Here is a 25,786-nt window from a genome sequence, read left to right as displayed (position 1 = left end):
TTTACTTGGTCTCCTCGGTGCGCGGGGCTGCGGTGGTGGTGACGGCGGGCTCGGATCCTCCGAGCAGCAGGTACAGGACGGCCATGCGGATGGAGACGCCGTTGGCGACCTGCTCGACGACCGTGCAGCGGTCGGAGTCGGCGACCTCGGCGGTGATCTCCATGCCACGGACCATCGGGCCGGGGTGCATCACGATGGCGTCCTCGGGCATCCGCGCCATCCGGGCGGCGTCCAGGCCGTAGCGGCGCGAGTACTCGCGCTCGGTCGGGAAGAAGGCGGCGTTCATCCGCTCGCGCTGCACACGCAGCATCATGACCGCGTCGGACTTCGGCAGCACCTCGTCGAGGCTGTACGAGATCTCGCAGGGCCAGGTCTCGACGCCGACGGGCACCAGGGTGGGCGGGGCCACCAGGGTGACCTCGGCGCCGAGGGTGTGCAGCAGGTCCACGTTGGAACGGGCCACGCGGCTGTGCAGGACGTCGCCGACGATGGTGATCCGGCGGCCGTCGAGGCCCTTGCCGAGTCCGGCGTCCCGGCCGACCAGACGGCGGCGCATGGTGAAGGCGTCGAGCAGGGCCTGGGTGGGGTGCTGGTGGGTGCCGTCGCCCGCGTTGATGACGGGGGCGTCGATCCAGCCGGAGGTGGCGAGGCGGTAGGGGGCGCCGGAGGCGTGGTGGCGGATGACGACCGCGTCGACGCCCATGGCCTCCAGGGTCTGGGCCGTGTCCTTGAGGGACTCGCCCTTGGAGACGCTGGAGCCCTTGGCCGCGAAGTTGATCACGTCGGCGGACAGGCGCTTCTCGGCGGCTTCGAAGGAGATCCGGGTGCGGGTGGAGTCCTCGAAGAAGAGGTTGCAGATGGTGCGGCCGCGGAGGGTGGGCAGCTTCTTTATCGGCCGGTCCGCGACGCGGGCCATCTCCTCGGCGGTGTCGAGGATGAGGACGGCGTCGTCGCGCGTGAGGTCGGCGGCCGAGATGAGGTGGCGCTTCATCCGGTTACTCCGTAAGTCGGGAGGGCAGGCAGGAGGACTGGCTGGATGCGGGCAGGGCGGGGTGCGGCGCGGACCCCGAGGAGGGGTCCGGCACCCGGAGGGGCTACTGCCCGGAGGCCTGGTCGGTCCGCTGGCCGAGCAGCACGGCGTCGCGGCCGTCCTCCTCCTGGAGCTGGACCTTGACGGTCTCCCGCAGCGACGTGGGGAGGTTCTTGCCGACGTAGTCGGCGCGGATCGGGAGTTCCCGGTGGCCGCGGTCGACGAGGACCGCGAGCTGAACGGCGCGGGGCCGGCCGATGTCGCCGAGGGCGTCGAGGGCGGCGCGGATGGTGCGGCCGGAGAAGAGCACGTCGTCGACGAGGACCACGAGGCGGCCGTCGATGCCGTCGCCGGGGATCTCCGTGCGGCCGATCGCCCGTGCGGGCTTCAGGCGCAGGTCGTCGCGGTACATGGTGATGTCGAGGGAGCCGACCGGGATCTTCGTGCCGGTGATCTCTTCGAGCTTGGCCGCCAGCCGGTCGGCGAGGAACACGCCGCGGGTGGGAATGCCGAGGAGCACCACGTCGTCGGCGCCCTTGGCGCGTTCGACGATCTCGTGGGCGATGCGGGTCAGGACCCGGGCGATGTCCTGCGCCTCCAGCACGGGGCGCATTGCTTCGCCGGCGTTCCGACCGCCGTCTTCAGAAATCTGAGAAGTCTGGCTGTCCATGAAAAGGACCTCCTTCTCCGCCTCACGGGACGGACCTTAAAGGACGTCTGATGTACGCCGTCCACGGTACCAGGACCCCGCGCCCGGCTCCGCACCCGGGGCCCCGCGGAGCCCTCGTAAGTGGGCGTCGAAGACCATTCGGCTTGACGCATCCACGTAACGCTGCGTAACCTCACAGTGAGTTACCAGCCGCGCGACGGCCCCGCATGTCATCCATGCAGCCCGTCGTCCATGTCGTCACAGCGTCACAGCGTCCGGGAGCGTTATGTCCAGCGAATACGCCAAACAGCTCGGGGCCAAGCTCCGCGCCATCCGCACCCAGCAGGGCCTCTCCCTCCACGGTGTCGAGGAGAAGTCCCAGGGCCGGTGGAAGGCCGTGGTGGTCGGCTCCTACGAGCGCGGGGACCGCGCCGTGACCGTCCAGCGCCTCGCCGAGCTGGCGGACTTCTACGGGGTTCCGGTGCAGGAACTGCTGCCGGGCACGACCCCCGGCGGAGCGGCCGAGCCGCCGCCGAAGCTGCGCCTCGACCTGGAGCGCCTGGCGGGCGTCCCCGCCGAGAAGGCCGGCCCCCTCCAGCGCTACGCGGCGACCATCCAGAGCCAGCGCGGCGACTACAACGGCAAGGTGCTGTCGATCCGCCAGGACGACCTGCGCACCCTGGCCGTCATCTACGACCAGTCCCCCTCGGTCCTGACCGAGCAGCTGATCAGCTGGGGCGTCCTCGACGCCGACGCGCGGCGCGCGGTGGCCCACGAGGACATCTAGTCCTGAAGCCCGGCATTCGGGCCCGGGCCAGCAGAAACGTTTACCGGCGGGTGCCGGGACCTCTCCGGGTCCCGGCACCCGCCGGTTTTCGTTCCCGGGGCGGCCCCCGGTGAGGTCCCGGCCGCGCCGCGCATACGGAAGGGCCCGCAACGCGTACGTTGCGGGCCCTTCCGTATGGCGCGTGCCTGGTGTCAGCTCTCGCTGCGACGCAGGTTCGGCTTCAGGTCCTTGAACCGGCCGAGGAGGCCGTTCACGAACGCCGGCGAGTCGTCCGTCGAGAACTCCTTGGCCAGCTGGACGGCCTCGTCGATCGCCACGGCGTCCGGGGTCTCGTCGACCCAGATCAGCTCGTAGGCGCCCAGCCGCAGGATGTTCCGGTCGACGACCGGCATGCGGTCGAGCTCCCAGTCCACGGCGTAGGTGACGATCAGGTCGTCGATGCGGTTCACCTTGTCGGCGTAGCCCTCGACGAGGTCCATCGTGAAGGCGCTGACCGGCGGCTGCCGGTCGTCCGACCTCGCGTGGCGGATCCAGTCCGCGAGGACCTCGCGCACGGGCACCCCGCGCTGGTCGGCCTCGAACAGGATCTGGAAGGCGCGCTTGCGCGCGTTGCTCCGGGCGGCCACGGTTAGCTGTTCACCCGGCCGAGGTAGTCGCTGGTGCGGGTGTCGACCTTGACCTTCTCGCCCGTGGTCACGAAGAGCGGGACCTGGATCTCGTAGCCGGTCTCCAGGCGCGCCGGCTTGGTGCCACCGGTGGAGCGGTCGCCCTGGACGCCCGGGTCGGTGTGCTCGATGACCAGCTCGACGGCGGCCGGGAGCTCGACGTAGAGCACCTCGCCCTCGTGCTGGGCCACGGAGGCGGTGAAGCCCTCGATGAGGAAGTTGGCGGCGTCGCCGACGGCCTTGCGGTCGACCATGAGCTGGTCGTAGGTGCTCATGTCCATGAAGACGAAGTAGTCGCCGTCCATGTACGAGAACTGCATGTCGCGGCGGTCGATGGTGGCCGTCTCGACCTTGGTGCCGGCGTTGAACGTCTTGTCGACGACCTTGCCGGACATCACGCTCTTCAGCTTGGTACGCACGAAGGCCGGGCCCTTGCCGGGCTTGACGTGCTGGAACTCGACGACGGACCAGAGCTGGCCCCCGTCGAGCTTCAGCACCATGCCGTTCTTGAGGTCGTTCGTGGAAGCCACGGTTGCGGAATCTCCTGCACTGGAAGACCTTGGGTGCGCGCACGGCCCGGCCACGTGGGCTAGAGCGCGAGCAGCTCCTTGGTCGTAATGGTGAGTAGCTCTGGACCGCCGTCCGCCTCGGGGCGTACGACGAGCGTGTCATCGATCCGGACACCTCCCCGGCCCGGGAGGTGAACCCCCGGTTCGACGGTGACCGGCACGCAAGCGTCCAGTTTACCCATTGCCGTAGGTGCAAGCTGCGGGTCCTCGTCGATTTCGAGGCCCACCCCGTGTCCCATCGATGCCGCGAGGGCTTCACCGTGCCCCGCGGAGTCCAGTACGGACCGTGCCGCGTGGTCCACGTCGCGGTACGCGGCGCCCGGGAGGAGCGACTCCCGGCCGGCCCGCTGGGCGGCGAAGACGAGGTCGTACAGCTCGATCTGCCAGTCGGCGGGAGTGGTGCCGATCACGAAGGTCCGGCCGATCTCGCAGCGGTAGCCCCGGTAGTTCGCGCCGAGGCAGACCGTGAGGAAGTCGCCCTCCTCCACGCGCCGGTCGGAGGGCCGGTGCCGCGAGCGGCCGGAGTGCGGGCCGGTGCCGACGGAGGTCGGGAAGGCCGGACCGTCGGCGCCGTGGTCCACGAGCCGGCGTTCCAGCTCCAGGGCGAGGTGGCGTTCGGTACGGCCGACGAGGATCGACTCCAGCAGCTCTCCGAGGGCCTGGTCGGCGATCTCGGCGGCGATCCGCAGGCAGGCGATCTCCTCCTCGTCCTTGACGAGCCGCTGCTGTTCGACGGCGGCTCCCAGGTCGCAGAGCCGCAGCCGGGGCGCGACGGAGCGCAGGGCCCGGTGGCGGCCGACGGTGAGGTGGTGTTCCTCGACGGCGAGGGACTCGGCCCGTGCGGCGGCGGCCAGGTCGGCGGCGGCCACGGCCGGGTCCGCGCCGGGATTGGGCAGGACGGAGAGCCGCAGCCCCTCGTCGAGCCGCCCCTCGTCCGCCTCACCGGTGGGTGCGGCGGCGCAGAACAGGACGTCTTCGGCGGGCCCGACCAGCAGGACGGCGCCCAGCGGGGACGCCCCGGAGAGGTAGCGGACGTTCGCCGGACGCGTGATCAGTGCGGCGGAGTTGCCCGCGGCGCCACAGCGGTCGCGGAGCAGGGCCCTGCGGGCCGCGTACACGTCTGACATGTATTCGAGCGTACGAGCGCCCCGCGCATCCGGCCCGGCGAGCGCGTCCGGACGGGGCTACCAGCCCTGGGGGCTCGCCGAGGCCCGCGCCAGGGCCTCGTCCAGGGCCCGGGCCGTGCCTTCCACGTCCAGGTGGGAGTTGTCGATGATCGGCAGCCCGGAGCCGTACCAGCCGGCCATCCGGCCGTGGATGCGGGCCACTTCCTCGTCGGACAGGCGCCGGTTCCCGGAGCGGGCGGCATTGCGGTCCAGGACGATCTCCAGGCCGGGCAGCAGCACGACCGGGAGCAGTCCGGGCCCCACGTGCCGCTTCCAGCCCCCCAGGCCCACCACGGGCCGGTCGGGGAAGACGGCGTCGTCGAGGATGCAGGAGATGCCGTTGGCCAGGAAGTTGCGGGCGGCGAAGCCGCAGGTGCGGCGGGCGAGGCGGTACTGGGCCTCGGAATGTTCGTTCCAGCCCGCCTGCGGGTCCGCGAAGCCCGAGCAGACCCACTCGCGGACGTCGTCCAGGCTGATGTGCGCGGTCGGCACGGGGCGGGTCGCCGCCCAGTGCCGGGCCACGGTGGTCTTGCCGGCCCCCGCCGGGCCGATGAGCAGCACGGCGAGGGTGGCGCCGCCGGTACCGGGCGCGGGGGGCACGGGCGGGGCCGCCACGGCGGGGGGCAGCGGAATGTGCCCGGTGGCCTCGGGCACCGGGGCCACCGGGCCCATGGGGGCCACCGGCCACCCCCGCGCGGGGGGTATCGGCGGCGGCGGGGGCGCCGCCGGGTGCTGACCCTGCGGCGGACCCCAGTCCCCCACTCCTTGCTGCATCCGCGCCACTCCGTCTCGTTCAGGCGACTGATGCGAGAACGTTATCTCAGGCCGTGACCTCTTCCGCCAGCGCGCGCAGCGCCAGCCGGTAGGAGCCCAGCCCGAAGCCGGCCACGGTACCCGTCGCGACGGCCGCGATGACGGAGGTGTGCCGGAACTCCTCGCGGGCGTACGGGTTGGAGATGTGCACCTCGATCAGCGGCGCGGTGCGCTGAGCCGCCGCGTCCCGCATGGCGTACGAGTAGTGCGTGAAGGCGCCCGGGTTGATCACGACCGGGACCTTGCCGTCGGCGGCCTCGTGCAGCCAGCGCACGAGCTCGCCCTCGTCGTTGGTCTCGCGGACCTCCACGTCGAAGCCGAGCTCCGCGCCCAGGGTGCGGCAGCTCTCGACGAGACCGGCGTACGAGGTCGCCCCGTAGACGTCGGGCTCGCGGGAGCCGAGGCGGCCCAGGTTCGGGCCGTTGAGCACGAGCACCTTGCGGCTCACGCCGACACCTCGCCGTACGCGGCGATCAGGTGGGCCGGGTCGGGGCCCTCCAGGACGGTGGGCTTGCCCAGGCCGTCCAGCACGATGAAGCGCAGCAGGTTGCCGCGGGACTTCTTGTCGACCTGCATGGTCTGGAGCAGCTTGGGCCACTGGTCCCCGCGGTAGGTCAGCGGCAGGCCGACCGCGGCGAGGATCTCCCGGTGCCGGTCGGCCGTCGCGTCGTCGAGGCGGCCCGCGAGACGGCCGAGCTCGGCGGCGAAGACCATGCCGACGGACACGGCGGCGCCGTGGCGCCACTTGTAGCGCTCGTTCTTCTCGATGGCGTGCGCGAGGGTGTGGCCGTAGTTGAGGATCTCGCGGAGTCCGGACTCCTTGAGGTCGCTGGAGACCACATCGGCCTTGACCTGGATGGAGCGGCAGATCAGCTCGGCCGTGTGCGGGCCGTCCGGCGTGCGGGCGGCCGCCGGGTCCGCCTCGATCAGGTCGAGGATCACCGGGTCGGCGATGAACCCGGCCTTGATGATCTCGGCGAGGCCACTGACGTAGTCGTTGACCTGCAGCGAGTCCAGCGCGGCCAGGTCGCACAGGACGCCGGCCGGCGGGTGGAAGGAACCCACCAGGTTCTTGCCCTCGGCGGTGTTGATGCCGGTCTTGCCGCCGACCGCCGCGTCCACCATCGCGAGGACCGTGGTCGGTACGGCGATCCAGCGCACGCCGCGCAGCCAGGTGGCGGCCACGAAGCCGGCGAGGTCGGTGGTCGCGCCGCCGCCCACGCCGACGATCACGTCGGTGCGGGTGAAGCCGGACTGGCCGAGCGCCTTCCAGCAGTACGCCGCCACCTCGACGGTCTTGGCCTCCTCGGCGTTGGGCACCTGGATGGCGACGGCCTCGTAGCCCTGCGCCGCCAGGTCGTCCCGCAGCGCCTCACCGGTCGAGGCGAGCGCCTCGGGGTGGATCACCGCGACCCGCTGGGCCTTCGTGCCGATCAGGCCGCCCAGCTCGCCGAGCAGCTGCCGGCCGACCAGCACGTCGTACGCGTCGTGTCCGGCGCCGGCGCCGACGTTGATCCGCGTCACCTGGTCTGTCATACGTCCTTCAACTCCAGAGCGTCGAGGACCGCCTGGGCGACCTCTTCGGGGGTGCGGTCGTCGGTGGCCACCACGACGCGCGCGACTTCGGTGTACAGGTGGCGCCGGGCGTCCATCAGCTCGCGCCACTGGCGGCGCGGGTTGACGGCGAGCAGCGGGCGCGCGGCGCCGAGGCCGACGCGGCGCACGGCCTCCTCGACGTCCATCGACAGGTAGGCGACGGGCAGCCCCGCGAGCAGGGCGCGGGTGCCCTCGTCGAGGACGGCGCCGCCGCCGAGGGCGAGGACTCCGGTGTGCCCGGCGAGGGCGTCCGCGACGGCCCGCCGCTCCAGCTCGCGGAAGTACGGCTCGCCCTCGTCGACGAACAGGTCGGAGATCTCCCGGCCCGTGGCGGCGACGATGTCGGCGTCGGTGTCCCGGTAGGGGACGCCGAGCCGTTCGGCCAGCAGACCCCCCACCGTCGACTTGCCGGAGCCCATGGGCCCGACGAGGACGACCAGTGGTCCGGTGGCCGTCACCGGATCTGCAGGTTGTCGAGGTAGGACCGGACGTTGCGGCGGGTCTCGGGGACGGAGTCGCCGCCGAACTTCTCGACGAGGGCGTCGGCCAGGACCAGCGCCACCATCGCCTCGGCGACGATGCCCGCGGCGGGCACCGCGCACACGTCGGAGCGCTGGTGGTGCGCCACGGTCGCCTCGCCGGTGGCGACGTCGACCGTGGCCAGGGCGCGCGGGACGGTCGCGATGGGCTTCATGGCGGCCCGGACGCGCAGCAGCTCGCCGGTGGTCAGACCGCCCTCGGTGCCACCGGAGCGGCCGGAGGTCCGCTTGAGGCCCTCGGGAGTGGAGACGATCTCGTCGTGGGCCTGGGAGCCGGGCACCCGGGCCAGTTCGAAGCCGTCGCCGACCTCCACGCCCTTGATGGCCTGGATGCCCATGAGCGCGGCCGCGAGGCGGGCGTCGAGCCGGCGGTCCCAGTGGACGTGGGAGCCGAGGCCGACGGGGACCCCGTACGCGAGGACCTCGACGACGCCGCCGAGGGTGTCGCCGTCCTTGTGGGCCTGGTCGATCTCCGCGACCATCGCCTTCGACGCGTCGGCGTCGAGGCAGCGCACCGGGTCGGCGTCGAGCTTCTCGACGTCGGCGGGGGTCGGGTAGACGCCGCGGGGAGCCTTGGCCGCGGCCAGCTCCACCACGTGGGAGACGATCTCGATGCCCGCGGCCTCCTTGATGAAGGACCGGGCGACCGCGCCGAGGGCGACGCGGGCGGCCGTCTCACGGGCGCTGGCGCGCTCCAGGATCGGACGGGCCTCGGAGAAGCCGTACTTCTGCATGCCCGCCAGGTCGGCGTGGCCGGGGCGGGGACGGGTCAGCGCCGCGTTGCGGCCGGTCTCCTTGAGCAGGGAGGGGTCGACCGGGTCGGCCGACATGACGGTCTCCCACTTGGGCCATTCGGTGTTGCCGATCATGACCGCGACCGGCGAGCCCTGCGACAGTCCGTGGCGGACGCCGCCGAGGAAGGTGATCTCGTCCTGCTCGAACTTCATCCGGGCACCGCGGCCATAGCCGAGTCGGCGCCGGGCCAGGTGGTCCGCCACCAACTCGGTGGTGACCGGGACGCCGGCGGGAAGACCCTCCAGCGTCGCGACCAGTGCCGGTCCGTGCGACTCTCCCGCGGTCAGCCAACGCAACCTGCTCAACGATGCTCCTCATGCTCGCGCCTGGCACTGCGACGGCGCGGTCGGGTGCGCGGCCCTGACCCGCCGTACCCCCGATCCTCCCACGTCCGGGCGGGTGCGCCGGTCCCGGTCCAACTGTCGGACGACGGGTACCCGGAGCACTCTGGCCCGCGGAGCTATCGGATCCCTACGCTCCGGCGCCGGCGCAGCCACTTTCCGGCTTCCCAGAGCGATCCGACGGCCACCAGTGCGCAGATGGTCCACTTCGCCCAGTCGGGCAGCGCATCGCCGAGCAGGGTGGCGACGAAACGGAACACCCCGCCCGCGATCTCCTCTTTCCCGGCCAGCAGCCAGCCCGGTTCCACTGTCTCCACAAAGCCCCCCTCGATGCGAACGCGCAGGTGGGAAGCCTATCGGGCGCGGAGCGCCGCCTCGCCGGCAGCGCGCATGGCGGCCAGCGGCGCCCGGGGACGGCCGGTCATCTGCTCCACCTGCAGGACCGCCTGGTGGACCAGGAGGTCCAGGCCGCCGAGCAGGGTGCCGCCGCGGCCGGTCCAGGCGGCGGCCAGCGCCGTCGGCCAGGGGTCGTAGAGCACGTCGAAGAGGGTCCCCGGGGTGTCCGGCACGGCGTCCGCGAGGGCGTCGGTGGCTCCGGCCGGGGTGGTGGCGATGACCAGCGGGGCCGTCAGGGCCTCGGCGGCCCGCGACCAGTCGGCCGTGCGGACGGCGACGCCGAGCCGCTCGCCCCACTCGCGCATCTCGGCGGCGCGGGCGGAGGAGCGGACGTACGCGGTGACCTCGCCGGTGCAGACCCGCGAGAGGGCCGCCAGCGCCGAGGAGGCGGTGGCCCCCGCCCCGAGGATCGCGGCGGCGGGCACCTTCTCGACGCCGCGCTCGTGCAGGGCGGCGACGATCCCGGGGATGTCGGTGTTGTCGCCGAGCCTGCGGCCGTCCTCGGTGAGGACCACCGTGTTGACCGCCTCCACGGAGGCGGCGGTGTCGCTGATGCCGTCGAGCAGCGGGATGACGGCCCGCTTGAGCGGCATCGTCAGCGACAGCCCCGCCCACTCGGGGCCGAGGCCGGCCACGAACCCGGGGAGCGCGGCCTCGTCGATCTCGAACCGGTCGTAGGACCAGTCGTCGAGGCCGAGCTCCCGGTAGGCGGCGCGGTGCAGCACCGGTGAGAGGGAGTGCTCGATGGGCGAACCCAGCACCGCGGCCCGTATCCGTGACATGTCCTGCTACCCGCCGTTCTTCTGCTTCTGCCGTTCCTGGAACTCGTTGACGAGCTTGAGGTGCTCGTCGTAGGTCTTGGTGAAGGTCGTCGTGTGACCGTCGACCGACACGAAGAACATCCAGCCGCCGTGGTCCGGACCGAGCGTAGCGGTCAGTGCCTCCAGGCCCGGGTTCCCGATGGGGCCGGGGGGCAGTCCCTTGACGAAGTGCGTGTTGTACGGGTTGTCGAAGGCCTGGGCTTCCTTCAGGTTGAAGTTGATCTCGCTCTGGTTCTTGACGTAGTTGTACGTCGAGTCGAACTGGAGCTTCTGGTTCGTGACGTCGTTGGTCTTCTTGAGGCGGTTGTAGACCACCTCGGCCATCTTCTTGAAGTCGTCGTGGTTCTTGCCCTCGGCGTTGACGAGGCTGGCGACCGTGACCACCTGGAGGGGGTTCTCCAGGCCCAGTTCCTTGGCCTTGCCCTCGATGCCCAGCTCGGTGTACTTGGCCGTCGCGTTCTTGACCATTTCCTTGAGCAGGGACTCGGGGGTGCTCCCCTTGCCGAGGTCGTAGCGCGTCGGGTAGAGGAAGCCCTCCAGCGGGTCGATCAGCTTCGGGTCCGTGCCGGCCCAGGCCGGCAGGCCGAGGTCCTTGGCCTGGCGCTGGGCGATGTCCTTGGTGGTGCCGGCCGGCTTGCCCAGCTTCTTGTCGATCGCGTCGTACACCTTGGAGTTGCGCATGCCCTCGGTGACGGTGATGACGTTGAGCTTGGTGGGGTCGATCATGACGGCGACCGCCGCCGAACCCGACATCTTCTTCTTCAAGGTGTAGATGCCGGGCTGGATGGACATGCCCTTGGGGTTGGCCTTGGCCGCGTCCACGAAGGCCTGGGCGCTCGCGACGACCCCGGCCTCCTTGAGGATGCGTCCCATCTGGCCGATGCCCGCGTTCTTGGGGATCTCGACGTCGACGGAGGACTCGTCCGCGCCGGAGCCCGCGAAGTCCTCGGCCGGGCCGTAGCGCTCCTTGATGTACGAGTAGCCGTAGTAGCCGCCACCGCCGATCACGGCGAGGGCGACGACCGCGGCGATCAGGCAGCTCGGGCCACGGCGTTTGGGTTTGCCCGCCTTGCCGCGGCCGGCCCGGCGTCCGCCGCGGCCGGGCGGCTCGTCGGCGTCGAGGAGGGACTCCTCCGCCTCCTCCGTCTCCGGCTCGTCGACCGGGTCCGGGTCGGGGCGCCGCCGGCCGGGGGGCTGGGGCGGCGGGAAGGCGTCGGGGGTGGTGTACAGGTCCGGAGCCTCGCCGGGGAAGCCCGGGGCGACCTGCTGGGCGTACGGCTCCGCGCCCGCGTACGGGTCCACCGGCGCGGCCCCGGTCTGGTACTGGAGCTGCTCCTGGAGCTGCTGCTCCGGGAGCTGCCGGCCCTGCCCGGTGTCCCAGCCCTGGCCGTCGTAGACCGGCTGGGGCTGGGACTGCGGGTGGAGCTGCTGCTGGTGCTGCGGGTGCAGTTGCTGCTGCTGGAGCTGCGGGTCCTGCGGCACGTACTGCTGCTGCGGGTACTGCTGCTCCTGGTACTGCTGCTCCGCGTACTGCTGGGGGTACTGCTGGTACTGCGGGTCCTGGTACTGCGGCTCCTGCGGATACTGCTGCTGGCCGCCTGCGTAGGGCACCTGACCCTGCTGGGTCGCCTGTCCGGTCCAACCCTGGTCCCCGTAGAGCGGGTCCTCCGGGTGCCAGGGTTCGGGGGCGCGGCCCCGGCCATACTCAGTCATCGGTCCCCTAGAGCCGCGAGACGGAGGCAGCGGCTTCTTTGCCGCGGCACCCGGTTCCGCCTCTGAAGTGGTGGGCGACGGCTGTTCGAATGCCGCCACATCGCGCGGAACGTTACCGTATCGCGATCAGACAACCACTTCGACGCACTCACCGGGCGGATTACCTGATACCCGTTCGGTCTCAAGAGCGTTCTGCAGGATGACCACAGCGGCCGCCTGGTCGATGACCGAACGGCCTTTCTTCGCGTTCCTCCCGGAGGCCCGCAGGCCCTGGGCGGCGGTGACCGTGGTCATCCGCTCGTCCACCAGACGGACCGTCACCGGCTTGATGCCCTTCGCAAGTTCGTTCGCGAAGGCACGCACCTTGGCCGCGGCGGGCCCCTCCCGCCCGCTGAGCGAGCGGGGGAGGCCGACCACGACTTCGAGGGGCTCGTACTCCTCGACGAGCTGCCGCAGCCGCCTGTGGGCGAACGGGATGTCCCGGCCCGGGACGGTTTCCACCGGCGTGGCGAGCACCCCGTCGGGGTCGCACGAGGCGACCCCGATCCGGGCGTCTCCGACGTCGATGGCCAGCCTGCGGCCGCGGCGCAGCGTCATCGTCAGACCGTCTCGACGACGAGGCGCTCGACGGCGCTGATGGCCTCGGGGATGGCGGCCGGGTTCTGGCCGCCGCCCTGGGCCACGTCCGGCTTGCCGCCACCGCCGCCACCGAGGGTCTTGGCGGCGGTACGGACCAGGTCACCGGCCTTGAGCCCGCGCTCGCGGGCCGCCTCGTTGGTGGCGATGACGGTCAGCGGACGGTCGTTCGCCGTGGTGAAGAGGGCCACGACGGCCGGGCGGTCGCCCTGGATGCGGCCACGGACGTCGAGGACCAGCTTGCGCAGGTCGTCGGCGCCGGTGCCGTCCGGGACGGTGCCGACGACGAGGGCGACGCCGCGGATGTCCTGGGCGCCCGCGGCCAGACCGGCGGCGGCCTGGAGGACCTTCTCCGCGCGGAACTTCTCGATCTCCTTCTCGGCGTCCTTCAGCTTGCCGAGCATGGAGGCGATCTTCTCGGGCAGCTCCTCCGGGCGGCCCTTGACCAGCTCCTGGAGCTGGGCGACGACCGTGTGCTCCTTGGCGAGGAAGTTGTACGCGTCCACGCCGACGAGGGCCTCGACGCGGCGCACGCCGGAGCCGATGGAGGACTCGCCGAGCAGCTTCACCAGGCCCAGCTGGGCGGTGTTGCCGACGTGCGTGCCGCCGCACAGCTCCTTGGAGAAGTCGCCGATGGTCACGACGCGCACGCGCTCGCCGTACTTCTCGCCGAACTCGGCGATGGCGCCCTGCTTCTTCGCCTCGTCGATGCTCATGATCTCGGCGGTGACGTCGAGCTCGCGGGAGAGCACGTCGTTGATCTTCTGCTCGACGTCGGTGAGGACCGTGCCGGGAACGGCGTTCGGGGAGCCGAAGTCGAAGCGGAAGCGGCCGGGGCTGTTCTCGGAACCGGCCTGGGCGGCCGTGGGGCCGAGGGCGTCGCGCAGCGCCTGGTGGGTCAGGTGCGTGGCCGAGTGGGCGCGGGCGATGGCCCGGCGGCGGTTGATGTCGATGGCGGCGTACGCGGAGGCGCCCACCGTCACCTCGCCGACCTGGACGGATCCCTTGTGCACGGAGACGCCCGGGACCGGCTGCTGGACGTCGCGGACGACGATGACGGCGCCGGAGTCGAGCTTGATGCGGCCCTGGTCGGCGAGCTGGCCGCCGCCCTCGGCGTAGAAGGGGGTGCGGTCGAGGACGACCTCGACCTCGTCGCCCTCGGAGGCGGCGGGCGCGGAGACGCCGTTGACCAGCAGGCCGACGACGGTGGACTCGCCCTGGGTGGTGGCGTAGCCGGTGAACTCGGTGGCGCCGGAGCCGTCGGCGATCTCCCGGTAGGCGGACATGTCCGCGTGGCCGGTCTTCTTGGCCTTGGCGTCGGCCTTGGCCCGGTCGCGCTGCTCCTGCATCAGGCGGCGGAAGCCGGGCTCGTCCACGGAGAGGCCCTGCTCGGCGGCCATCTCCAGGGTGAGGTCGATCGGGAAGCCCCAGGTGTCGTGGAGCAGGAACGCCTTGTCGCCGGAGAGGACCGTGCCGCCGGAGGCCTTGGTCTCGCTCACGGCGGTGTCGAGGATGTTCGTGCCGCCCTTGACGGCCTTGAGGAAGGCGGCCTCTTCGGCGAGCGCGACGGTCTCGATGCGCCTGCGGTCGGTGACCAGCTCCGGGTACTGCTGCCCCATCGTGTCGATCACCACGTCGACGAGGTCCTGGACGACCGGGCCGGTGGCGCCCATGAGGCGCATGTTGCGGATGGCGCGGCGCATGATGCGGCGCAGCACGTAGCCGCGGCCCTCGTTGCCGGGGGTGACGCCGTCGCCGATGAGCATGACGGAGGTGCGGATGTGGTCGGCGACCACGCGCATCGAGACGTCGGTGCCCTGGGCGGCGCCGTACTGCACGCCGGTCAGCTCCGTGGCCTTGTCCATGACCACGCGCAGGGTGTCGGTCTCGTACATGTTCTGCACGCCTTGCAGGATCATCGCGAGGCGTTCGAGGCCGAGACCGGTGTCGATGTTCTTCGAGGGCAGGTCGCCGAGGATCGGGAAGTCTTCCTTCCCGTCGCCCGCACCGCGCTCGTACTGCATGAAGACCAGGTTCCAGATCTCCACGTAGCGCTCGTCGTTGACGGCCGGACCGCCCTCGACGCCGAACTCGGGGCCGCGGTCGTAGTTGATCTCGGAGCACGGGCCGCAGGGGCCGGGGACGCCCATGGACCAGAAGTTGTCCTTCTTGCCCAGGCGCTGGATGCGCTCGGCGGGGACGCCGATGACGTCGCGCCAGATCGTCTCGGCCTCGTCGTCGTCGAGGTAGACGGTGATCCAGAGCTTCTCCGGCTCCAGGCCGTAGCCGCCGTCCGCCACGGAGCCGGTGAGCAGCTCCCAGGCGTACTTGATGGCGCCTTCCTTGAAGTAGTCCCCGAAGGAGAAGTTGCCGCACATCTGGAAGAACGTGCCGTGGCGGGTGGTCTTGCCCACCTCTTCGATGTCCGGGGTGCGGACGCACTTCTGCACGCTGGTGGCGCGGGGGGCCGGGGGCTTGGTCTCGCCGAGGAAGTACGGCTTGAAGGGGACCATGCCGGCGTTGACCAGCAGCAGAGTCGGGTCGTCCGCGATGAGCGACGCCGAAGGGACAACGGTGTGACCGCGCTCCTCGAAGAAGCTCAGCCAGCGGCGGCGGATTTCAGCCGACTCCATCAGTGGTCCTCATTCCGGTTGTACGTAACCGCCGAGTGGTTCGGACGGTGGGTGGTCTGGTCGTGCGGGTCGTGCGCGATGGCCCGCAGCCGCCGCGGCCCGGGGAGGGCGGTGACGTTGTCGGGGCGATCGGGGTCCTGGGTCAGGCCCAGTACGTCGTTCAGCTCGCCCTCGCGCTGCGTCATTCCCGCCTTGACGTCGAGGGCGAAGTCCTTGAGGCGGTGACCCGCCTCCACGGCCTTGTCGGCGGCCTGGGCCGCGAGGCTCTCCGGCGTCAGCTTCTTCAGCTGCCGGTTGACCTTGGTGGTGGCCCACACGCCGGCGGCGGCGCCTGCGGTGAACCAGAAGGCTCGGCGGAACATCGGTGGTCTCAGCCCTTCTGCTTCCGGCGCCGGGCCGACGGCACCGTGCGGCCGACGATCACGGTACGGCTGCCGCCGTCACTCCGGGTGCGCCGGGATGTCTTCTGCGGCACGTCCTCCGTCCTGCCCAGGGCCTTGCGGACGCCGTAGCCGAAGGCCGCGACCTTGACCAGCGGCCCTCCGAAGGTGGAGGCCACGGTGGAGGACAGGGCGGAGGCGTTGGAGGTGACCTCCTGCACGTCGCTCGCGATGGCGTCGACGCGGTCGAGCTGCGTGCGCGCGGAGCGGACGGTGGTCGAGGCGTCCGCCAGCAGCGGAACGGCCTGCTCGGTCACGTCGGCGACCAGCTTGGTCGTCGCCTTGAGCACCTGGGCGAGCCTCACCAGCACCACGGCGAGGAAGGAGACCAGGATGGCCCAGAAGACGGCCACGAGGATCCCGGCCACCTCTCCACCGGACACGTTGCACCGCTCCCTGAATCTGCGAAACCTACGGAGAAAAGTCGTCCTCCGACCCTATCGCGCCGGAGATCGGCCGCAGTACCGCAATTCCCGGTCCACCGCCCCCGCCTTGTACGCAGCGCAGCCGGAGCAGTACCCTCCGTGTCCCATGCGACACAGACCCCCGGGGCAGGGGACGCCCGGCAATCTTCCCGCGGAGCTGAGCACCTTCGTCGGGCGGGGTGAGGAGCTCGCCGGGGTGGGGCGCCTGCTGGACTCCTGCCGGCTGGTGACGGTGACCGGGGTCGGCGGGGTGGGGAAGTCCCGGCTGGCCCTCGCCGCGGCCCGGACCGCCGCCGAGGGAGCGCGGGAACGCCACGTCGACGGGGTGTGGCTGGCCGAGCTGTCCTCGGTGCGCGACCCCGCGTTGCTGGAGTTCACGCTGGCCGAGGCGCTCGGGCTGACCGACCACACCACCAGGCCGCCCCGGTCCGTACTGGCGGGGCACCTGGCCGGCCGCAGGCTGCTGCTGGTCCTGGACGGCTTCGAGCAGCTGGTGGAGGAGACGGCCGGGCTGGTACGGGAGCTGCTGCGCGGCTCCCCCGGCCTGCGGGTGCTCGCGGCGGGCCGGCGCCCGCTCGGCGTGGACGGCGAGGCGGCCTTCCCGCTGGCCCCTCTGGAGCCCTCGCAGGCGCTGGCCCTGCTGACCGCGCGGGCGACGGCCGCGGACCCGGGGTTCACGGTGACGGCGGCGGACCGGCCGGCGCTGACGGAGCTGTGCGCCCGGCTCGACGGGATCCCGCTGGCCCTGGAGCTGGCGGCCGGCCGGCTGCGGGCGCTCTCCCCGGAGCAGGTGCTGGCCCGGCTGGAGGACCGCTTCGCGCTGCTGACCGGCGGGACGCGCGGGGCGCTGCCCCGGCACCGGGCGCTGCGGACGGCGATCGGCTGGAGCCACGAGCTGTGCACCCCGGCGGAGCGGCTGCTGTGGGCCCGGCTGTCGGTGTTCGCCGGGCGGTTCGACCTGGACGCCGTCGAGTACGTGTGCGGGGGCCCCGACCTGCCGGTCGACGACGTGCTCGACCTGATCGGGGAGCTGCTGGCCCAGTCCCTGCTCGCCCGGGAGGAGACGCCGGCCGGGGTGCGCTACCGGATGCTGGAGACCGTACGTCTCTACGGGGCGGGCTGGCTGGAGTCGCTCGGGGACGCCGGGCGGCTGCGCCGGCGGCACCGGGACTGGTACCTGGGGCTGGCCACCTGGTGCGAGCTGGACTGGTTCAGCCCGCGCCAGCAGGAGGTGGCCGCGCTGGTGGAGGCCGAGCTGGCGAACCTGCGGCTCGCACTGGAGTGCTGCCTGGACGAGCCGGAGGAGCGGCACCTGGGCCGGTACCTGGCGGGCACCCTGTGGTTCTACTGGGCGGGCTGCGGGCGGCTCACCGAGGGCCGGCACTGGCTGGACCGCTCCCTGGAGGCCGGCCCGGCGGACGAGGAGTACGAGGGCTCGCGGCTCAAGGCGCTGTGGGTCCTGGGCTACGTCGCCGCGCTCCAGGGGGACGCGGTGCCCTCCATGGGCGCGCTGCACGCGTGCCGGGAGGGCGCCGAGCGGTCCGGCAACCGGGTGGCGGCGGCCTACGCGGTGCACCGGATGGGCTGCCTGGCCCTGGTCTCGGACGACATGGCCCGCGCCGGGGAACTGCTGGGCGAGGCCATGGAGCGGTACCGGGAGACGGGCGAGCTGAACAGCAACGTGCTGATGTGCCAGGTGGAGCTGGCGATGGCGCTGGCCTTCCAGGGGGACATGGCGGGGGCGGTCGCCCTGTGCGAGGAGGTCCGGGACATCTGCGGGGAGCGCGGGGAGCGCTGGACGAAGGCGTACGCCCTCTACGTGCTCGCGTACGCGGCCCTGGACGCGGGGGACACGGCCGGGGCGCGGCGGCTGCTGACCGAGTGCGTGGGCGTCAACCACACCTTCCGCGACCTGGTCGGCCTGGTGCTGGCGGTGGAGCTGCTGGCCCTGGTCACGGCGGTCGAGGGCCACGCTGCCGAGGCGGCGTTGCTCCAGGGCGCGGCGGAGCCGATGTGGGACGGGGTCGGCCTGCGGCTGTTCGGCTCGGGGTACTTCAACGCCCCGCGGCTGATGTGCCGGGAGCGCGCGGGCGAGCTGCTGGGCGCGGAGCGGTACGCGGCGTGCGCGCGGCACGGCCGGAGCCTGTCCCTGGACGAGCTCGTCGAGCGGGCGCTGCGGGCACCGGAGCCGCTGCCGGCCGCGCCGCTGCCGCCGGGGCTCCGCGGCGGGGAGGCCCTGGGTGCGGCCGGCCCGGTCGGCACGGCGGAGCACCGCGCACCGGGCCGTCCCGGCGGCCTCCCGGAAAACAGGAAGCCCGCCGGCTCCCCCAAGGGGGAACCGACGGGCTGACCAGCCTGTGAGGCTACGGCCGCTGGATCAGCGGGCGTAGTACTCGACGACGAGCTGCTCGTCGCAGATGACCGGGATTTCCTTGCGGTTCGGGTCGCGGTCCAGGCGGAAGGCCAGGGCCTTCAGGTTGACCTGCAGGTAGCGCGGGGTCTCGCCCTCGCCTGCGTAGCCACCCTCACGGGCAACCTGGAACGGAACCTTCTCGCGGCTGCGCTCGCGCACGGTGATGACGTCGTCCGGACGGACACGGAACGACGGCTTGTCGACCTTGGCGCCGTTGACCTCGATGTGGCCGTGAACGACCATCTGGCGGGACTGGTAGATCGTGCGGGCGATGCCCGAACGCAGCACCAGGGCGTCGAGGCGACGCTCGAGCTCGACGACCAGCGCCTCGCCCGTCTTGCCCTCGGCCTTCTTGGCGCGGTCGTACGCGCGGGCCATCTGGCGCTCGGAGATGTCGTACTGCGCGCGCAGACGCTGCTTCTCCAGCAGGCGGACCTTGTAGTCCGAGTTCTGCTTGCGGCCACGGCCGTGCTCGCCCGGCGGGTAGGGGCGGGCCTCGAAGTACTTGACAGCCTTCGGCGTCAGGGCGATGCCGAGGGCACGCGACTTCTTGACCTTGGGTCGCTTCTGGTTCACGGGGAACCTACCTCCATGTAAGTTAGGTGAGGCTTACCTTATCGAGGAGGACGTAATGTCTCGACCACATGGGATCCCCCTGCCCAGTGCGCAGCGCAGTTCGGATTCAGACGAAACAGAATCCGCTTGCGCCGACGATAAGCAAGGTCAGCCGCGTCCCAGGGAAGGCGTTCGGCAGCTCACCGGAGCCGAACGCGTACGAACCCTCGTAGAGTCCAACGCCTCAGTATCCCTCACCCTGCCGGGTGCTCGTGACACGCACGGGCACGACGAGTTCGGGAAAGGGGCGCCGGTCGCACGGACCGTCACCCCGGACGGGGACGTGATTCTCCTTGTTTCCGGGGAATCCGCGGCTGCCAAAGCCGCCGCTCACGCCCAGGACGACGACCTCACCGCCGTGATCGAGATCACGGATGTGGCGCCGGTGTCCGTGCCCCATCGTATACGCGGCCGCGCCCGGCTCGCCGGGTGGCTGACGCCTGTCCGCGGGGACGAGCGGGCGGCCTGCGCCGCGCTGCTCGCCGAACGGCAGCCGGTGGGCGAGCTGCTGGGCCTGTCCGACTTCCCGGACCCGCCCGGGGACGCCCGCTCCACCCGCCCCGCCTGGATGATGCTCCGCCTGGAGGTCGGCGAGATCTCGGTGGACGACCTCTGGGGTGCCGAGCGCGTGGACCCGGAGGAGCTCGCCGCCGCCCGGCCCGACCCGATGACCGCCCACGAGGCCGAGCTGCTCCAGCACCTGCACGCCGCGCACGCCGACCGGGTGGCCGACCTCTGCGGGCTGCTGGGCCCCCGGGCGACGGCCGGCCTGAAGGCCGTCCCGCTGGCCCTGGACCGCCTCGGCCTGCGGGTGCGCTTCACGGACGTGGGCGACGGGGCCGCCCGTTCCTCCTTCGACGCCCGCTTCGACTTCCCGGAGCCGGTGGCGGACGTCTGCGGCCTGCGCCGGGCGGTGCACCACCTCTTCGCGGCCGCCGCTCACTGAGGGCAGGCCGCGGCGCCGTCGGCGATGGGCGGAGCCGGGCGGTCAGGATCCGCCGCGCAGCCGCTCCCGTACCTTCTCCACCACGTCCGCGTAGCGCGCTTCCGCCCCGTACCGGGTCGGCTCGTAGTACCGCTTGCCGTGGATCTCGTCCGGCGCGTACTGCTGCGCGGCGATCGCGCCCGGCACGTCGTGCGGGTAGACGTAGCCCACCGCGTGCCCCAGCTTCGCCGCGCCCTTGTAGTGCCCGTCCCGCAGGTGGGCCGGCACGGTCCCGGCGAGGCCGGCCCGTACGTCGGCCAGCGCGGCGCCGATCGCCGTCGTCGCGGTGTTCGACTTCGGGGCCAGGGCCAGGGCGATGGTGGCGTGGGAGAGGGTCAGCGCGGCCTCGGGGAAGCCGATCATCGCCACCGCCTGGGCGGCGGCCACCGCCAGCGGAAGGGCCGTCGGGTCGGCGAGGCCGATGTCCTCGCTCGCCGAGATCATCAGGCGCCGCGCGATGAACCGGGGGTCCTCCCCCGCCTCGATCATCCGGGCCAGGTAGTGCAGGGCGGCGTCCACGTCCGAGCCCCGGATCGACTTGATCAGCGCGCTCGCCACGTCGTAGTGCTGGTCGCCGTCCCGGTCGTACTTGACGGCCGCCCGGTCGACGGTCTCCTCCAGCGTCCGGAGGCTGATCTCCTCTTCGCCCTTGGCGATGGCCGAGCCGGCCCCGGCCTCCAGCGCGGTCAGCGCCCGGCGCGCGTCGCCCCCGGCGATCCGGAGCAGGTGCGCCTCGGTGTCGGCGGGCAGGGTGACCGCACCGCCCAGGCCCCGCTCCTCGGTGAGCGCGCGCCGCATGAGCGCCGTGAGGTCCTCGTCCGTCAGCGGTTCCAGCGTGAGCAGCAGGGAACGCGACAGCAGCGGGGAGATGATCGAGAAGTACGGGTTCTCGGTGGTCGCCGCGATCAGGGTGACCCAGCGGTTCTCCACCGCCGGGAGCAGCGAGTCCTGCTGCGCCTTGCTGAAGCGGTGGATCTCGTCGAGGAAGAGGACCGTCTCCTTGCCGTACCCGCCGGCGGCCCGCTTGGCGCCCTCGATGACGGCGCGGACCTCCTTGACGCCCGCCGTGATCGCCGAGAGCTCGACGAACCGCTTCTGCGTCGCCTGGCTGACCACGTAGGCGAGGGTGGTCTTGCCGATGCCCGGGGGTCCCCAGAGGATCACCGACGAGGCCCCGGCCGGTCCGCCGGCCCCCTCCCCCACCAGCCGCCGCAGCGGCGAGCCCGGCTTCAGCAGGTGCTGCTGGCCGACCACCTCGTCCAGGTTGCGCGGGCGCATCCGGACGGCGAGCGGCGAGGCCGAGGGGTCCTTCTCCTGGCGGTCCTCGGCGGCTGCGGTGAAGAGGTCTGGTTCCACACGGGAAGCCTATGCGAGGCCACCGACAGGGCGGTCCGGCGGCTCAGGAGGTCCAGAAGTCCCACCAGCGGGTCAGGATCAGCATCCCGATGATCCCGACGTGCAGGACCGGCAGCACCCAGGTGAACTCGTCGAAGAAGCTCCGCAGCCAGGCGGGGGCGGGCAGCAGGCCCTCGCGCACGTTGTGCGAGGTCACGTACCAGAACATGACGATGGTGGCGACCCAGGCCAGGCAGCACCACAGGCACAGGGAGTTGATGTTGTACAGCGACTGGTACATCAGCCAGGCGCAGAACCCGACGCCGAAGAGGGTGCCGGCGTTCAGGGTGAGCCAGTACCAGCCGCGGAACCGGGCCCCGGCCAGGATGCTCATGCCGACGCAGATCACGATCCCGTAGGCGACCAGCCCCAGCATGGGGTTCGGGAAGCCGAAGGCCGACGCCTGGTCGCTCTTCATGATGTTGCCGCAGGAGACGATGGGGTTCAGGCTGCAGCCCGGTGTGAAGTTCGGGTCCTCCAGCAGCTTGAACTTGTCGATGGTGATCACCCACGCCGCGAGCAGCCCCGCGGCCCCGGTGATCACCAGCAGCAGGGCGAGCGCCCGGCTCCCGCCGTAGGTCCGCGGAGCGGTATCCGCCCCGGCCGCCGTAGTCGTCGTCATACCCGCCCGCTCCACATCTGCAAGGTCAACAAGCACCGGCCATTGTGCCGCAAGGATCCCGGTGTCCACCGTTCGATGGACATAAGGACGTACGCACGGGGGGTCCGGTAGGGCACATTCCGCCACACCATTCGAGACATGACACAGAACGCGGTGCGGGTGCGGGGGCTTCGCAAGCGGTACGGCGCGGTCGCCGCGGTGGACGGACTCGATCTGACGATCCGGCAGGGCGAGGTCTTCGGACTCCTCGGGCCCAACGGCGCCGGCAAGAGCACGACGGTGGAGATCCTGCAGGGCCACCGCCAACGGGACGGCGGAGAGGTCAGCGTGCTCGGCGCGGACCCGGCCACCGCCGGACGGGTCTGGCGCTCGCGCGTCGGGATCGTCTGGCAGGACGAGTCGGCGCCCGCCGAGCTGACGGTACGGGAGACGGTCGAGCACTTCGCCCGCTACTATCCGGCGCCGCGCGACCCGGCCGAGGTCATCTCCCTGGTCGGCCTTGAGCAGAAGCGCGACCAGCGCGTGAAGGGGCTCTCGGGCGGCCAGCGGCGGCGGCTCGACGTGGCGCTCGGTGTGATCGGCGGCCCCGAGCTGTTGCTCCTCGACGAGCCGACCACCGGCTTCGACCCGGCGGCCCGCCGCAGGTTCTGGGACCTGATCCGGCTGCTCGCCGCCGAGGGCACCACCATCGTGCTCACCACGCACTACCTGGAGGAGGCCGAGGCCCTGGCCGACCGCCTCGCGGTCATCGCGAGCGGCAAGGTCGTCGCCGAGGGCGAACCGGCCGGACTGCGGGCCCGGTTCGGCACCGGGGCCACGGTCGAGTGGACCGAGGCCGACGGCACCCCGCGCAGCACCGCCACCGAGACCCCCACCCGTACGGTCGCCGAGCTGATGTCCCGCTTCGAGGGCGAGATCCCGGGACTGAAGATCGGCCGGCCCACGCTGGAGGACGTGTACCTGCGCCTCACGGGACAGCTCGTACCCACGACCGCGCCGACGCCGGAGGACGCACGATGACCACGACCGCCACGACCGGCACGGCCGGCGGGACCGCCGCGGCCGCGCGGGCGCTGCCGGGCGCCTGGGCCCTGGGACTGGGCCGCGGGGCCCTGGAGATCAGGCAGTTCGTCCGCCAGCGCGACGCGATGATCTTCACCTTCGCCTTCCCCGTCGTCTTCCTCGCCCTCTTCGCCTCGATCTTCAGCGACAGCGTGGAGAACACCGGGGTCACCGCCTCCCAGCTCTACGCGGCCGGCATGGTCGCCGCGGGCATCATGTCCACCAGCTTCCAGTCGCTCGGCATCTCGATCGCCGTCGAACGTGACGAGAAGGTGCTGCGCCGGCTCCGCGGGACCCCGATGCCCCCGGCCGCGTACTTCCTCGGCAAGGTCTGGATGGTGCTGGTCACCGGACTCGCGGAGACCGCCGTCCTGCTGCTCGTCGGCTCCACCCTGTTCGACCTGGACCTGCCGGCCTCGGGCGTCAAGTGGCTCACCTTCGGCTGGATCTTCGTCCTGGGCCTGACCGGCTGCGCCCTGCTCGGCATCGCCATCAGCAGCCTGCCCAAGTCCGGCAAGAGCGCCAGCTCGGTCGTGGTCCTGCCGTTCCTGATCTTGCAGTTCGTCTCGGGCGTGTTCATCCCGGTCAACGCGATCCCCGACTGGCTGCTGAACATCGGTGCGCTGTTCCCGCTCAAGTGGATGTGCCAGGGTCTGCGCGGGGTGTTCCTGCCGGAGTCCGCGGCCGTCCTGGAGCAGGCGGGCGGCTGGGAGTACGGAAAGGTCGCCCTGGTCCTGGGGGCCTGGGTCGTCGGAGGTCTGGTCCTGTGTCTGCTGACTTTCAGGTGGAAGAACGGGCGCGACGGCTGAACGGCTTCACCGGGACGGCCGGAGCGCGCGAGACCCACGTCTGGGACCGCGCGTTCGGGCCGTGGGACCTCTACTTCGGCGTCGTGTGGGCCGCGACCGTCGCCTTCGTGCTGGGCGCGGACTTCCCTCCGCTGTCGTACCGGCTCCCCGCCGCCGGCCTGCTCGCGCTGCTGATCCCCTGGTACGCGTGGGCCGGGCGGCCGCTCCTGCTGAAGGATCCGGGCGCCGGCCCGGCGCCGGCGCTGCGCTACCTGGGCGTGATGCTGGCCCTGTTCCTGCCCGCGGCCTGCCTGGTCGGCGAGACCCGGCTGATCACCTTCGCGCTCGCCCCGCACTGCTTCATGCTGCTGCCGCTGCGCCGGGCGATCGGCGCGATGGCGGTGGTGTCGCTGCTCCCGGTGGCCGGGTGGGCGCTGCTGTGGCGTCCGGCGGGCCACATCGTCTTCGTGAACGCCGTCGGCTCCTTCGTCACCTTCGCCTTCTCCGCCTTCTTCGGCGCCTGGATCATCCGGATCATCGAGCAGAGCCAGGACCGGGCCTCGCTGATCACCGAACTCGACGCCAGCCGGGAGGAGGTGGCCCGGCTGTCCGCCGCGCAGGGCGCCCATGCCGAAAGGGAACGCATGTCCCGCGAGATCCACGACACCCTCGCCCAGGGCTTCACCAGTCTGCTGATGCTGGTCCAGGCCGTGCAGTCGGAGCTGGAGACGGACCCGGAGCAGGCCCACCGGCACCTGGAGCTGATGGCCGCCACCGCCCGGCAGAACCTGGCCGAGGCCCGGGCACTGGTCTCGGGCGGCGCCCCCGCCGACCTGGACGCGGGCTCCCTGCCGGACGCGGTACGCCGCCTCGCAGCCCGGCAGGACCCGCCCGCGGCCGTGTCGGTGACCGGGGCGGTCCGGCCGCTGGCCGCGGCACTGGAGGTGGTGGCCCTGCGGTCCTGCCAGGAATCCCTGGCGAACGCCGCGAAGCACGCCGGTCCCGGGGCACGCTGCTCGGTGTCCCTGGCCTACGGCGACACCGCGCTGACGGTCACGGTCGAGGACACCGGGCGGGGCTTCGACCCGGCGGACCCCGCCCCGGGCCACGGACTTCCGGGCCTGCGCGCCCGTGCGGCGGAGGTCGGCGGCGCGGCGGCGATCGACAGCGCGGTCCACGCCGGGACCACCGTCACCGTGACCCTCCCGATCCGCTGAGGAGCCGTACGAGATGATCCGCATCCTGCTGGCCGACGACCACCCGGTGGTACGGGAGGGCCTGCGCGGCATGCTCAGCGCGGAACCGGACCTGGAGGTCGTCGCGGAGGCCTCGAACGGCCCCCAGGCGGAGGCACTGGCCGCACGGCTGCTCCCGGACCTGGACCTGATCCTGATGGACCTGCGGATGCCGGGCGGCGACGGCGTCGAGTCCATCGCACGGATCAGCGCGGCCGGGCTGCCGGTACGGGTGGTGGTCCTGACGACGTACGAGGACGACCGGGACATCCTGCGGGCCGTGGAGGCGGGGGCCGCGGGCTACCTGCTGAAGGACATGGAGCGGACGGAACTGGCCGGGGCCGTCCGGGCGGCCGTCCGCGGCGATACGGTCCTGGCCCCCTCGGTGGCGGGCCGCCTGCTGGACCGCCTGCGCAGCCGCCCGGAGCGGCCGCGCCTCTCCGACCGGGAGGTGGCCGTCCTGCGCCTGGTCGCGGAGGGGGCGACGAACGCCGAGATCGGGCGCCGCCTGTTCGTGGCGGAGTCCACGGTCAAGACGCACCTGCTGCGCGTTTTCGGCAAGCTGGAGGTCACGGACCGCACGGCGGCCGTCACCACGGCCATGCGCCACGGCCTGCTGTAGGAGCGGACGGCGAAGGGCGGGGCGGGAGGGCCACG

General features: G+C 72.0%; 27 protein-coding genes. 7 read left to right on the top strand and 20 right to left on the bottom strand.

Features of this window, described 5'->3' with window-relative positions:
* Position 1: 1 nt before the first annotated feature.
* Complete coding sequence (locus ACZ5D2_RS04240; protein ID WP_266837908.1) at positions 2–991, bottom strand: aspartate carbamoyltransferase catalytic subunit; 990 nt, start codon at positions 989–991, stop codon at positions 2–4.
* A 103-nt stretch (positions 992–1,094) separates the two neighbouring features.
* On the bottom strand, positions 1,095–1,700 hold the full coding sequence (gene pyrR, locus ACZ5D2_RS04235; protein ID WP_371679448.1) for a bifunctional pyr operon transcriptional regulator/uracil phosphoribosyltransferase PyrR: 606 nt from the start codon (positions 1,698–1,700) through the stop codon (positions 1,095–1,097).
* A gap of 265 nt (positions 1,701–1,965) precedes the next feature.
* On the opposite strand from pyrR, the gene bldD reads away from it, so the two are divergent.
* Positions 1,966–2,466 (top strand): transcriptional regulator BldD, encoded by a 501-nt coding sequence (gene bldD, locus ACZ5D2_RS04230; protein ID WP_007263032.1) that lies wholly within the window; start codon positions 1,966–1,968, stop codon positions 2,464–2,466.
* A gap of 191 nt (positions 2,467–2,657) precedes the next feature.
* Here bldD and nusB read toward each other — a convergent pair whose 3' ends face one another.
* The 15 genes from nusB to ACZ5D2_RS04155 form a co-directional block, all read right to left on the bottom strand.
* On the bottom strand, positions 2,658–3,092 hold the full coding sequence (nusB, locus tag ACZ5D2_RS04225) for a transcription antitermination factor NusB (protein WP_266837909.1): 435 nt from the start codon (positions 3,090–3,092) through the stop codon (positions 2,658–2,660).
* Between the two features lie 2 nt (positions 3,093–3,094).
* Complete coding sequence (efp, locus tag ACZ5D2_RS04220; protein ID WP_371679446.1) at positions 3,095–3,661, bottom strand: elongation factor P; 567 nt, start codon at positions 3,659–3,661, stop codon at positions 3,095–3,097.
* Positions 3,662–3,720: 59 nt separating this feature from the next.
* Positions 3,721–4,827, bottom strand: a complete 1,107-nt coding sequence (locus tag ACZ5D2_RS04215) for an aminopeptidase P family protein (protein WP_371679444.1) — start codon at positions 4,825–4,827, stop codon at positions 3,721–3,723.
* A 57-nt stretch (positions 4,828–4,884) separates the two neighbouring features.
* Positions 4,885–5,640: an AAA family ATPase gene (locus tag ACZ5D2_RS04210; RefSeq protein WP_266837914.1), complete on the bottom strand. Its 756-nt coding sequence runs from the start codon at positions 5,638–5,640 to the stop codon at positions 4,885–4,887.
* A gap of 46 nt (positions 5,641–5,686) precedes the next feature.
* The gene (aroQ, locus tag ACZ5D2_RS04205; RefSeq protein WP_266837915.1) at positions 5,687–6,127 is read right to left on the bottom strand and encodes a type II 3-dehydroquinate dehydratase; all 441 of its coding nucleotides are present in this window, start codon (positions 6,125–6,127) and stop codon (positions 5,687–5,689) included.
* Positions 6,124–7,215 carry a 3-dehydroquinate synthase gene (gene aroB / locus ACZ5D2_RS04200; protein ID WP_371679443.1) on the bottom strand — a complete coding sequence of 364 codons (1,092 nt, stop codon included), beginning with the start codon at positions 7,213–7,215 and terminating at the stop codon, positions 6,124–6,126. Before aroB ends, aroQ begins: the two co-directional genes overlap by 4 nt.
* Positions 7,212–7,694, bottom strand: coding sequence for a shikimate kinase (locus ACZ5D2_RS04195; RefSeq protein WP_371681338.1), 483 nt, complete (start codon positions 7,692–7,694; stop codon positions 7,212–7,214). Before ACZ5D2_RS04195 ends, aroB begins: the two co-directional genes overlap by 4 nt.
* A 35-nt stretch (positions 7,695–7,729) precedes the next feature.
* Positions 7,730–8,914, bottom strand: a complete 1,185-nt coding sequence (gene aroC, locus ACZ5D2_RS04190; RefSeq protein WP_266837919.1) for a chorismate synthase — start codon at positions 8,912–8,914, stop codon at positions 7,730–7,732.
* Positions 8,915–9,069: 155 nt separating this feature from the next.
* A complete protein-coding gene (locus ACZ5D2_RS04185; protein ID WP_371679442.1) occupies positions 9,070–9,267 on the bottom strand; it encodes a hypothetical protein in 198 nt (65 codons plus the stop codon).
* A 36-nt stretch (positions 9,268–9,303) separates the two neighbouring features.
* Positions 9,304–10,128, bottom strand: a complete 825-nt coding sequence (locus tag ACZ5D2_RS04180; protein ID WP_371679441.1) for a shikimate dehydrogenase — start codon at positions 10,126–10,128, stop codon at positions 9,304–9,306.
* A 6-nt stretch (positions 10,129–10,134) separates the two neighbouring features.
* On the bottom strand, positions 10,135–11,880 hold the full coding sequence (mltG, locus tag ACZ5D2_RS04175; protein ID WP_371679440.1) for an endolytic transglycosylase MltG: 1,746 nt from the start codon (positions 11,878–11,880) through the stop codon (positions 10,135–10,137).
* A gap of 126 nt (positions 11,881–12,006) precedes the next feature.
* Positions 12,007–12,477, bottom strand: coding sequence for a Holliday junction resolvase RuvX (gene ruvX / locus ACZ5D2_RS04170; RefSeq protein WP_030028999.1), 471 nt, complete (start codon positions 12,475–12,477; stop codon positions 12,007–12,009).
* Between the two features lie 2 nt (positions 12,478–12,479).
* The gene (alaS, locus tag ACZ5D2_RS04165) at positions 12,480–15,149 is read right to left on the bottom strand and encodes an alanine--tRNA ligase (RefSeq protein WP_371679439.1); all 2,670 of its coding nucleotides are present in this window, start codon (positions 15,147–15,149) and stop codon (positions 12,480–12,482) included.
* Positions 15,149–15,511 (bottom strand): DUF6167 family protein, encoded by a 363-nt coding sequence (locus ACZ5D2_RS04160; protein WP_266837927.1) that lies wholly within the window; start codon positions 15,509–15,511, stop codon positions 15,149–15,151. The genes alaS and ACZ5D2_RS04160 overlap by 1 nt, the downstream gene beginning before the upstream one ends.
* Before the next feature lie 8 nt (positions 15,512–15,519).
* Positions 15,520–15,972 (bottom strand): DUF948 domain-containing protein, encoded by a 453-nt coding sequence (locus tag ACZ5D2_RS04155; protein ID WP_371679438.1) that lies wholly within the window; start codon positions 15,970–15,972, stop codon positions 15,520–15,522.
* 148 nt (positions 15,973–16,120) lie between these two features.
* Here ACZ5D2_RS04155 and ACZ5D2_RS04150 point away from each other — a divergent pair, with 148 nt between their 5' ends.
* Entirely contained in the window at positions 16,121–18,364 is a 2,244-nt protein-coding gene (locus ACZ5D2_RS04150) for an ATP-binding protein (RefSeq protein ID WP_468927060.1), read from the top strand.
* Between the two features lie 27 nt (positions 18,365–18,391).
* Here ACZ5D2_RS04150 and rpsD read toward each other — a convergent pair whose 3' ends face one another.
* The gene (gene rpsD / locus ACZ5D2_RS04145) at positions 18,392–19,003 is read right to left on the bottom strand and encodes a 30S ribosomal protein S4 (RefSeq protein ID WP_266837932.1); all 612 of its coding nucleotides are present in this window, start codon (positions 19,001–19,003) and stop codon (positions 18,392–18,394) included.
* Between the two features lie 55 nt (positions 19,004–19,058).
* Between rpsD and ACZ5D2_RS04140 the strand changes: the two genes are divergently transcribed.
* Complete coding sequence (locus tag ACZ5D2_RS04140; protein WP_468927055.1) at positions 19,059–19,988, top strand: DUF2470 domain-containing protein; 930 nt, start codon at positions 19,059–19,061, stop codon at positions 19,986–19,988.
* Between the two features lie 42 nt (positions 19,989–20,030).
* On the opposite strand, the gene ACZ5D2_RS04135 is transcribed toward ACZ5D2_RS04140, so the two are convergent.
* Positions 20,031–21,383 (bottom strand): replication-associated recombination protein A, encoded by a 1,353-nt coding sequence (locus tag ACZ5D2_RS04135; protein WP_371679435.1) that lies wholly within the window; start codon positions 21,381–21,383, stop codon positions 20,031–20,033.
* A gap of 43 nt (positions 21,384–21,426) precedes the next feature.
* Entirely contained in the window at positions 21,427–22,044 is a 618-nt protein-coding gene (locus ACZ5D2_RS04130; RefSeq protein WP_356221283.1) for a vitamin K epoxide reductase family protein, read from the bottom strand.
* Positions 22,045–22,182: 138 nt separating this feature from the next.
* Here ACZ5D2_RS04130 and ACZ5D2_RS04125 point away from each other — a divergent pair, with 138 nt between their 5' ends.
* From ACZ5D2_RS04125 to ACZ5D2_RS04110, 4 genes are read left to right on the top strand one after another with little or no spacing between them, the layout of a single operon-like run.
* On the top strand, positions 22,183–23,064 hold the full coding sequence (locus ACZ5D2_RS04125; RefSeq protein WP_468927050.1) for an ABC transporter ATP-binding protein: 882 nt from the start codon (positions 22,183–22,185) through the stop codon (positions 23,062–23,064).
* Complete coding sequence (locus ACZ5D2_RS04120) at positions 23,061–23,915, top strand: ABC transporter permease (RefSeq protein ID WP_371679433.1); 855 nt, start codon at positions 23,061–23,063, stop codon at positions 23,913–23,915. The genes ACZ5D2_RS04125 and ACZ5D2_RS04120 overlap by 4 nt, the downstream gene beginning before the upstream one ends.
* Positions 23,873–25,111, top strand: coding sequence for a sensor histidine kinase (locus ACZ5D2_RS04115; RefSeq protein ID WP_468927046.1), 1,239 nt, complete (start codon positions 23,873–23,875; stop codon positions 25,109–25,111). Before ACZ5D2_RS04120 ends, ACZ5D2_RS04115 begins: the two co-directional genes overlap by 43 nt.
* 13 nt (positions 25,112–25,124) lie before the next feature.
* Complete coding sequence (locus tag ACZ5D2_RS04110) at positions 25,125–25,751, top strand: response regulator (RefSeq protein ID WP_468927043.1); 627 nt, start codon at positions 25,125–25,127, stop codon at positions 25,749–25,751.
* The last annotated feature ends 35 nt before the right edge of the window (positions 25,752–25,786 follow it).

Source organism: Streptomyces sp. NPDC031479 (assembly GCF_055581065.1).
The sequence above is the reverse complement of the archived record's forward strand: the minus strand, read 5'-3'. Positions and strand labels throughout refer to the sequence as shown.

Excerpts from the sequence above, each read along its gene's own strand:
- ACZ5D2_RS04240 (WP_266837908.1), bottom strand. The coding sequence starts at position 991 with ATGAAGCGCCACCTCATCTCGGCCGCCGACCTCACGCGCGACGACGCC.
- pyrR (WP_371679448.1), bottom strand. The coding sequence starts at position 1,700 with ATGGACAGCCAGACTTCTCAGATTTCTGAAGACGGCGGTCGGAACGCC.
- bldD (WP_007263032.1), top strand. The coding sequence starts at position 1,966 with ATGTCCAGCGAATACGCCAAACAGCTCGGGGCCAAGCTCCGCGCCATC.
- ACZ5D2_RS04215 (WP_371679444.1), bottom strand. The coding sequence starts at position 4,827 with ATGTCAGACGTGTACGCGGCCCGCAGGGCCCTGCTCCGCGACCGCTGT.
- ACZ5D2_RS04210 (WP_266837914.1), bottom strand. The coding sequence starts at position 5,640 with ATGCAGCAAGGAGTGGGGGACTGGGGTCCGCCGCAGGGTCAGCACCCG.
- aroB (WP_371679443.1), bottom strand. The coding sequence starts at position 7,215 with ATGACAGACCAGGTGACGCGGATCAACGTCGGCGCCGGCGCCGGACAC.
- ACZ5D2_RS04195 (WP_371681338.1), bottom strand. The coding sequence starts at position 7,694 with ATGGGCTCCGGCAAGTCGACGGTGGGGGGTCTGCTGGCCGAACGGCTC.
- ACZ5D2_RS04180 (WP_371679441.1), bottom strand. The coding sequence starts at position 10,128 with ATGTCACGGATACGGGCCGCGGTGCTGGGTTCGCCCATCGAGCACTCC.
- mltG (WP_371679440.1), bottom strand. The coding sequence starts at position 11,880 with ATGACTGAGTATGGCCGGGGCCGCGCCCCCGAACCCTGGCACCCGGAG.
- ruvX (WP_030028999.1), bottom strand. The coding sequence starts at position 12,477 with ATGACGCTGCGCCGCGGCCGCAGGCTGGCCATCGACGTCGGAGACGCC.
- alaS (WP_371679439.1), bottom strand. The coding sequence starts at position 15,149 with ATGGAGTCGGCTGAAATCCGCCGCCGCTGGCTGAGCTTCTTCGAGGAG.
- ACZ5D2_RS04160 (WP_266837927.1), bottom strand. The coding sequence starts at position 15,511 with ATGTTCCGCCGAGCCTTCTGGTTCACCGCAGGCGCCGCCGCCGGCGTG.
- ACZ5D2_RS04150 (WP_468927060.1), top strand. The coding sequence starts at position 16,121 with ATGCGACACAGACCCCCGGGGCAGGGGACGCCCGGCAATCTTCCCGCG.
- ACZ5D2_RS04140 (WP_468927055.1), top strand. The coding sequence starts at position 19,059 with ATGTCTCGACCACATGGGATCCCCCTGCCCAGTGCGCAGCGCAGTTCG.
- ACZ5D2_RS04130 (WP_356221283.1), bottom strand. The coding sequence starts at position 22,044 with ATGACGACGACTACGGCGGCCGGGGCGGATACCGCTCCGCGGACCTAC.
- ACZ5D2_RS04125 (WP_468927050.1), top strand. The coding sequence starts at position 22,183 with ATGACACAGAACGCGGTGCGGGTGCGGGGGCTTCGCAAGCGGTACGGC.
- ACZ5D2_RS04120 (WP_371679433.1), top strand. The coding sequence starts at position 23,061 with ATGACCACGACCGCCACGACCGGCACGGCCGGCGGGACCGCCGCGGCC.
- ACZ5D2_RS04110 (WP_468927043.1), top strand. The coding sequence starts at position 25,125 with ATGATCCGCATCCTGCTGGCCGACGACCACCCGGTGGTACGGGAGGGC.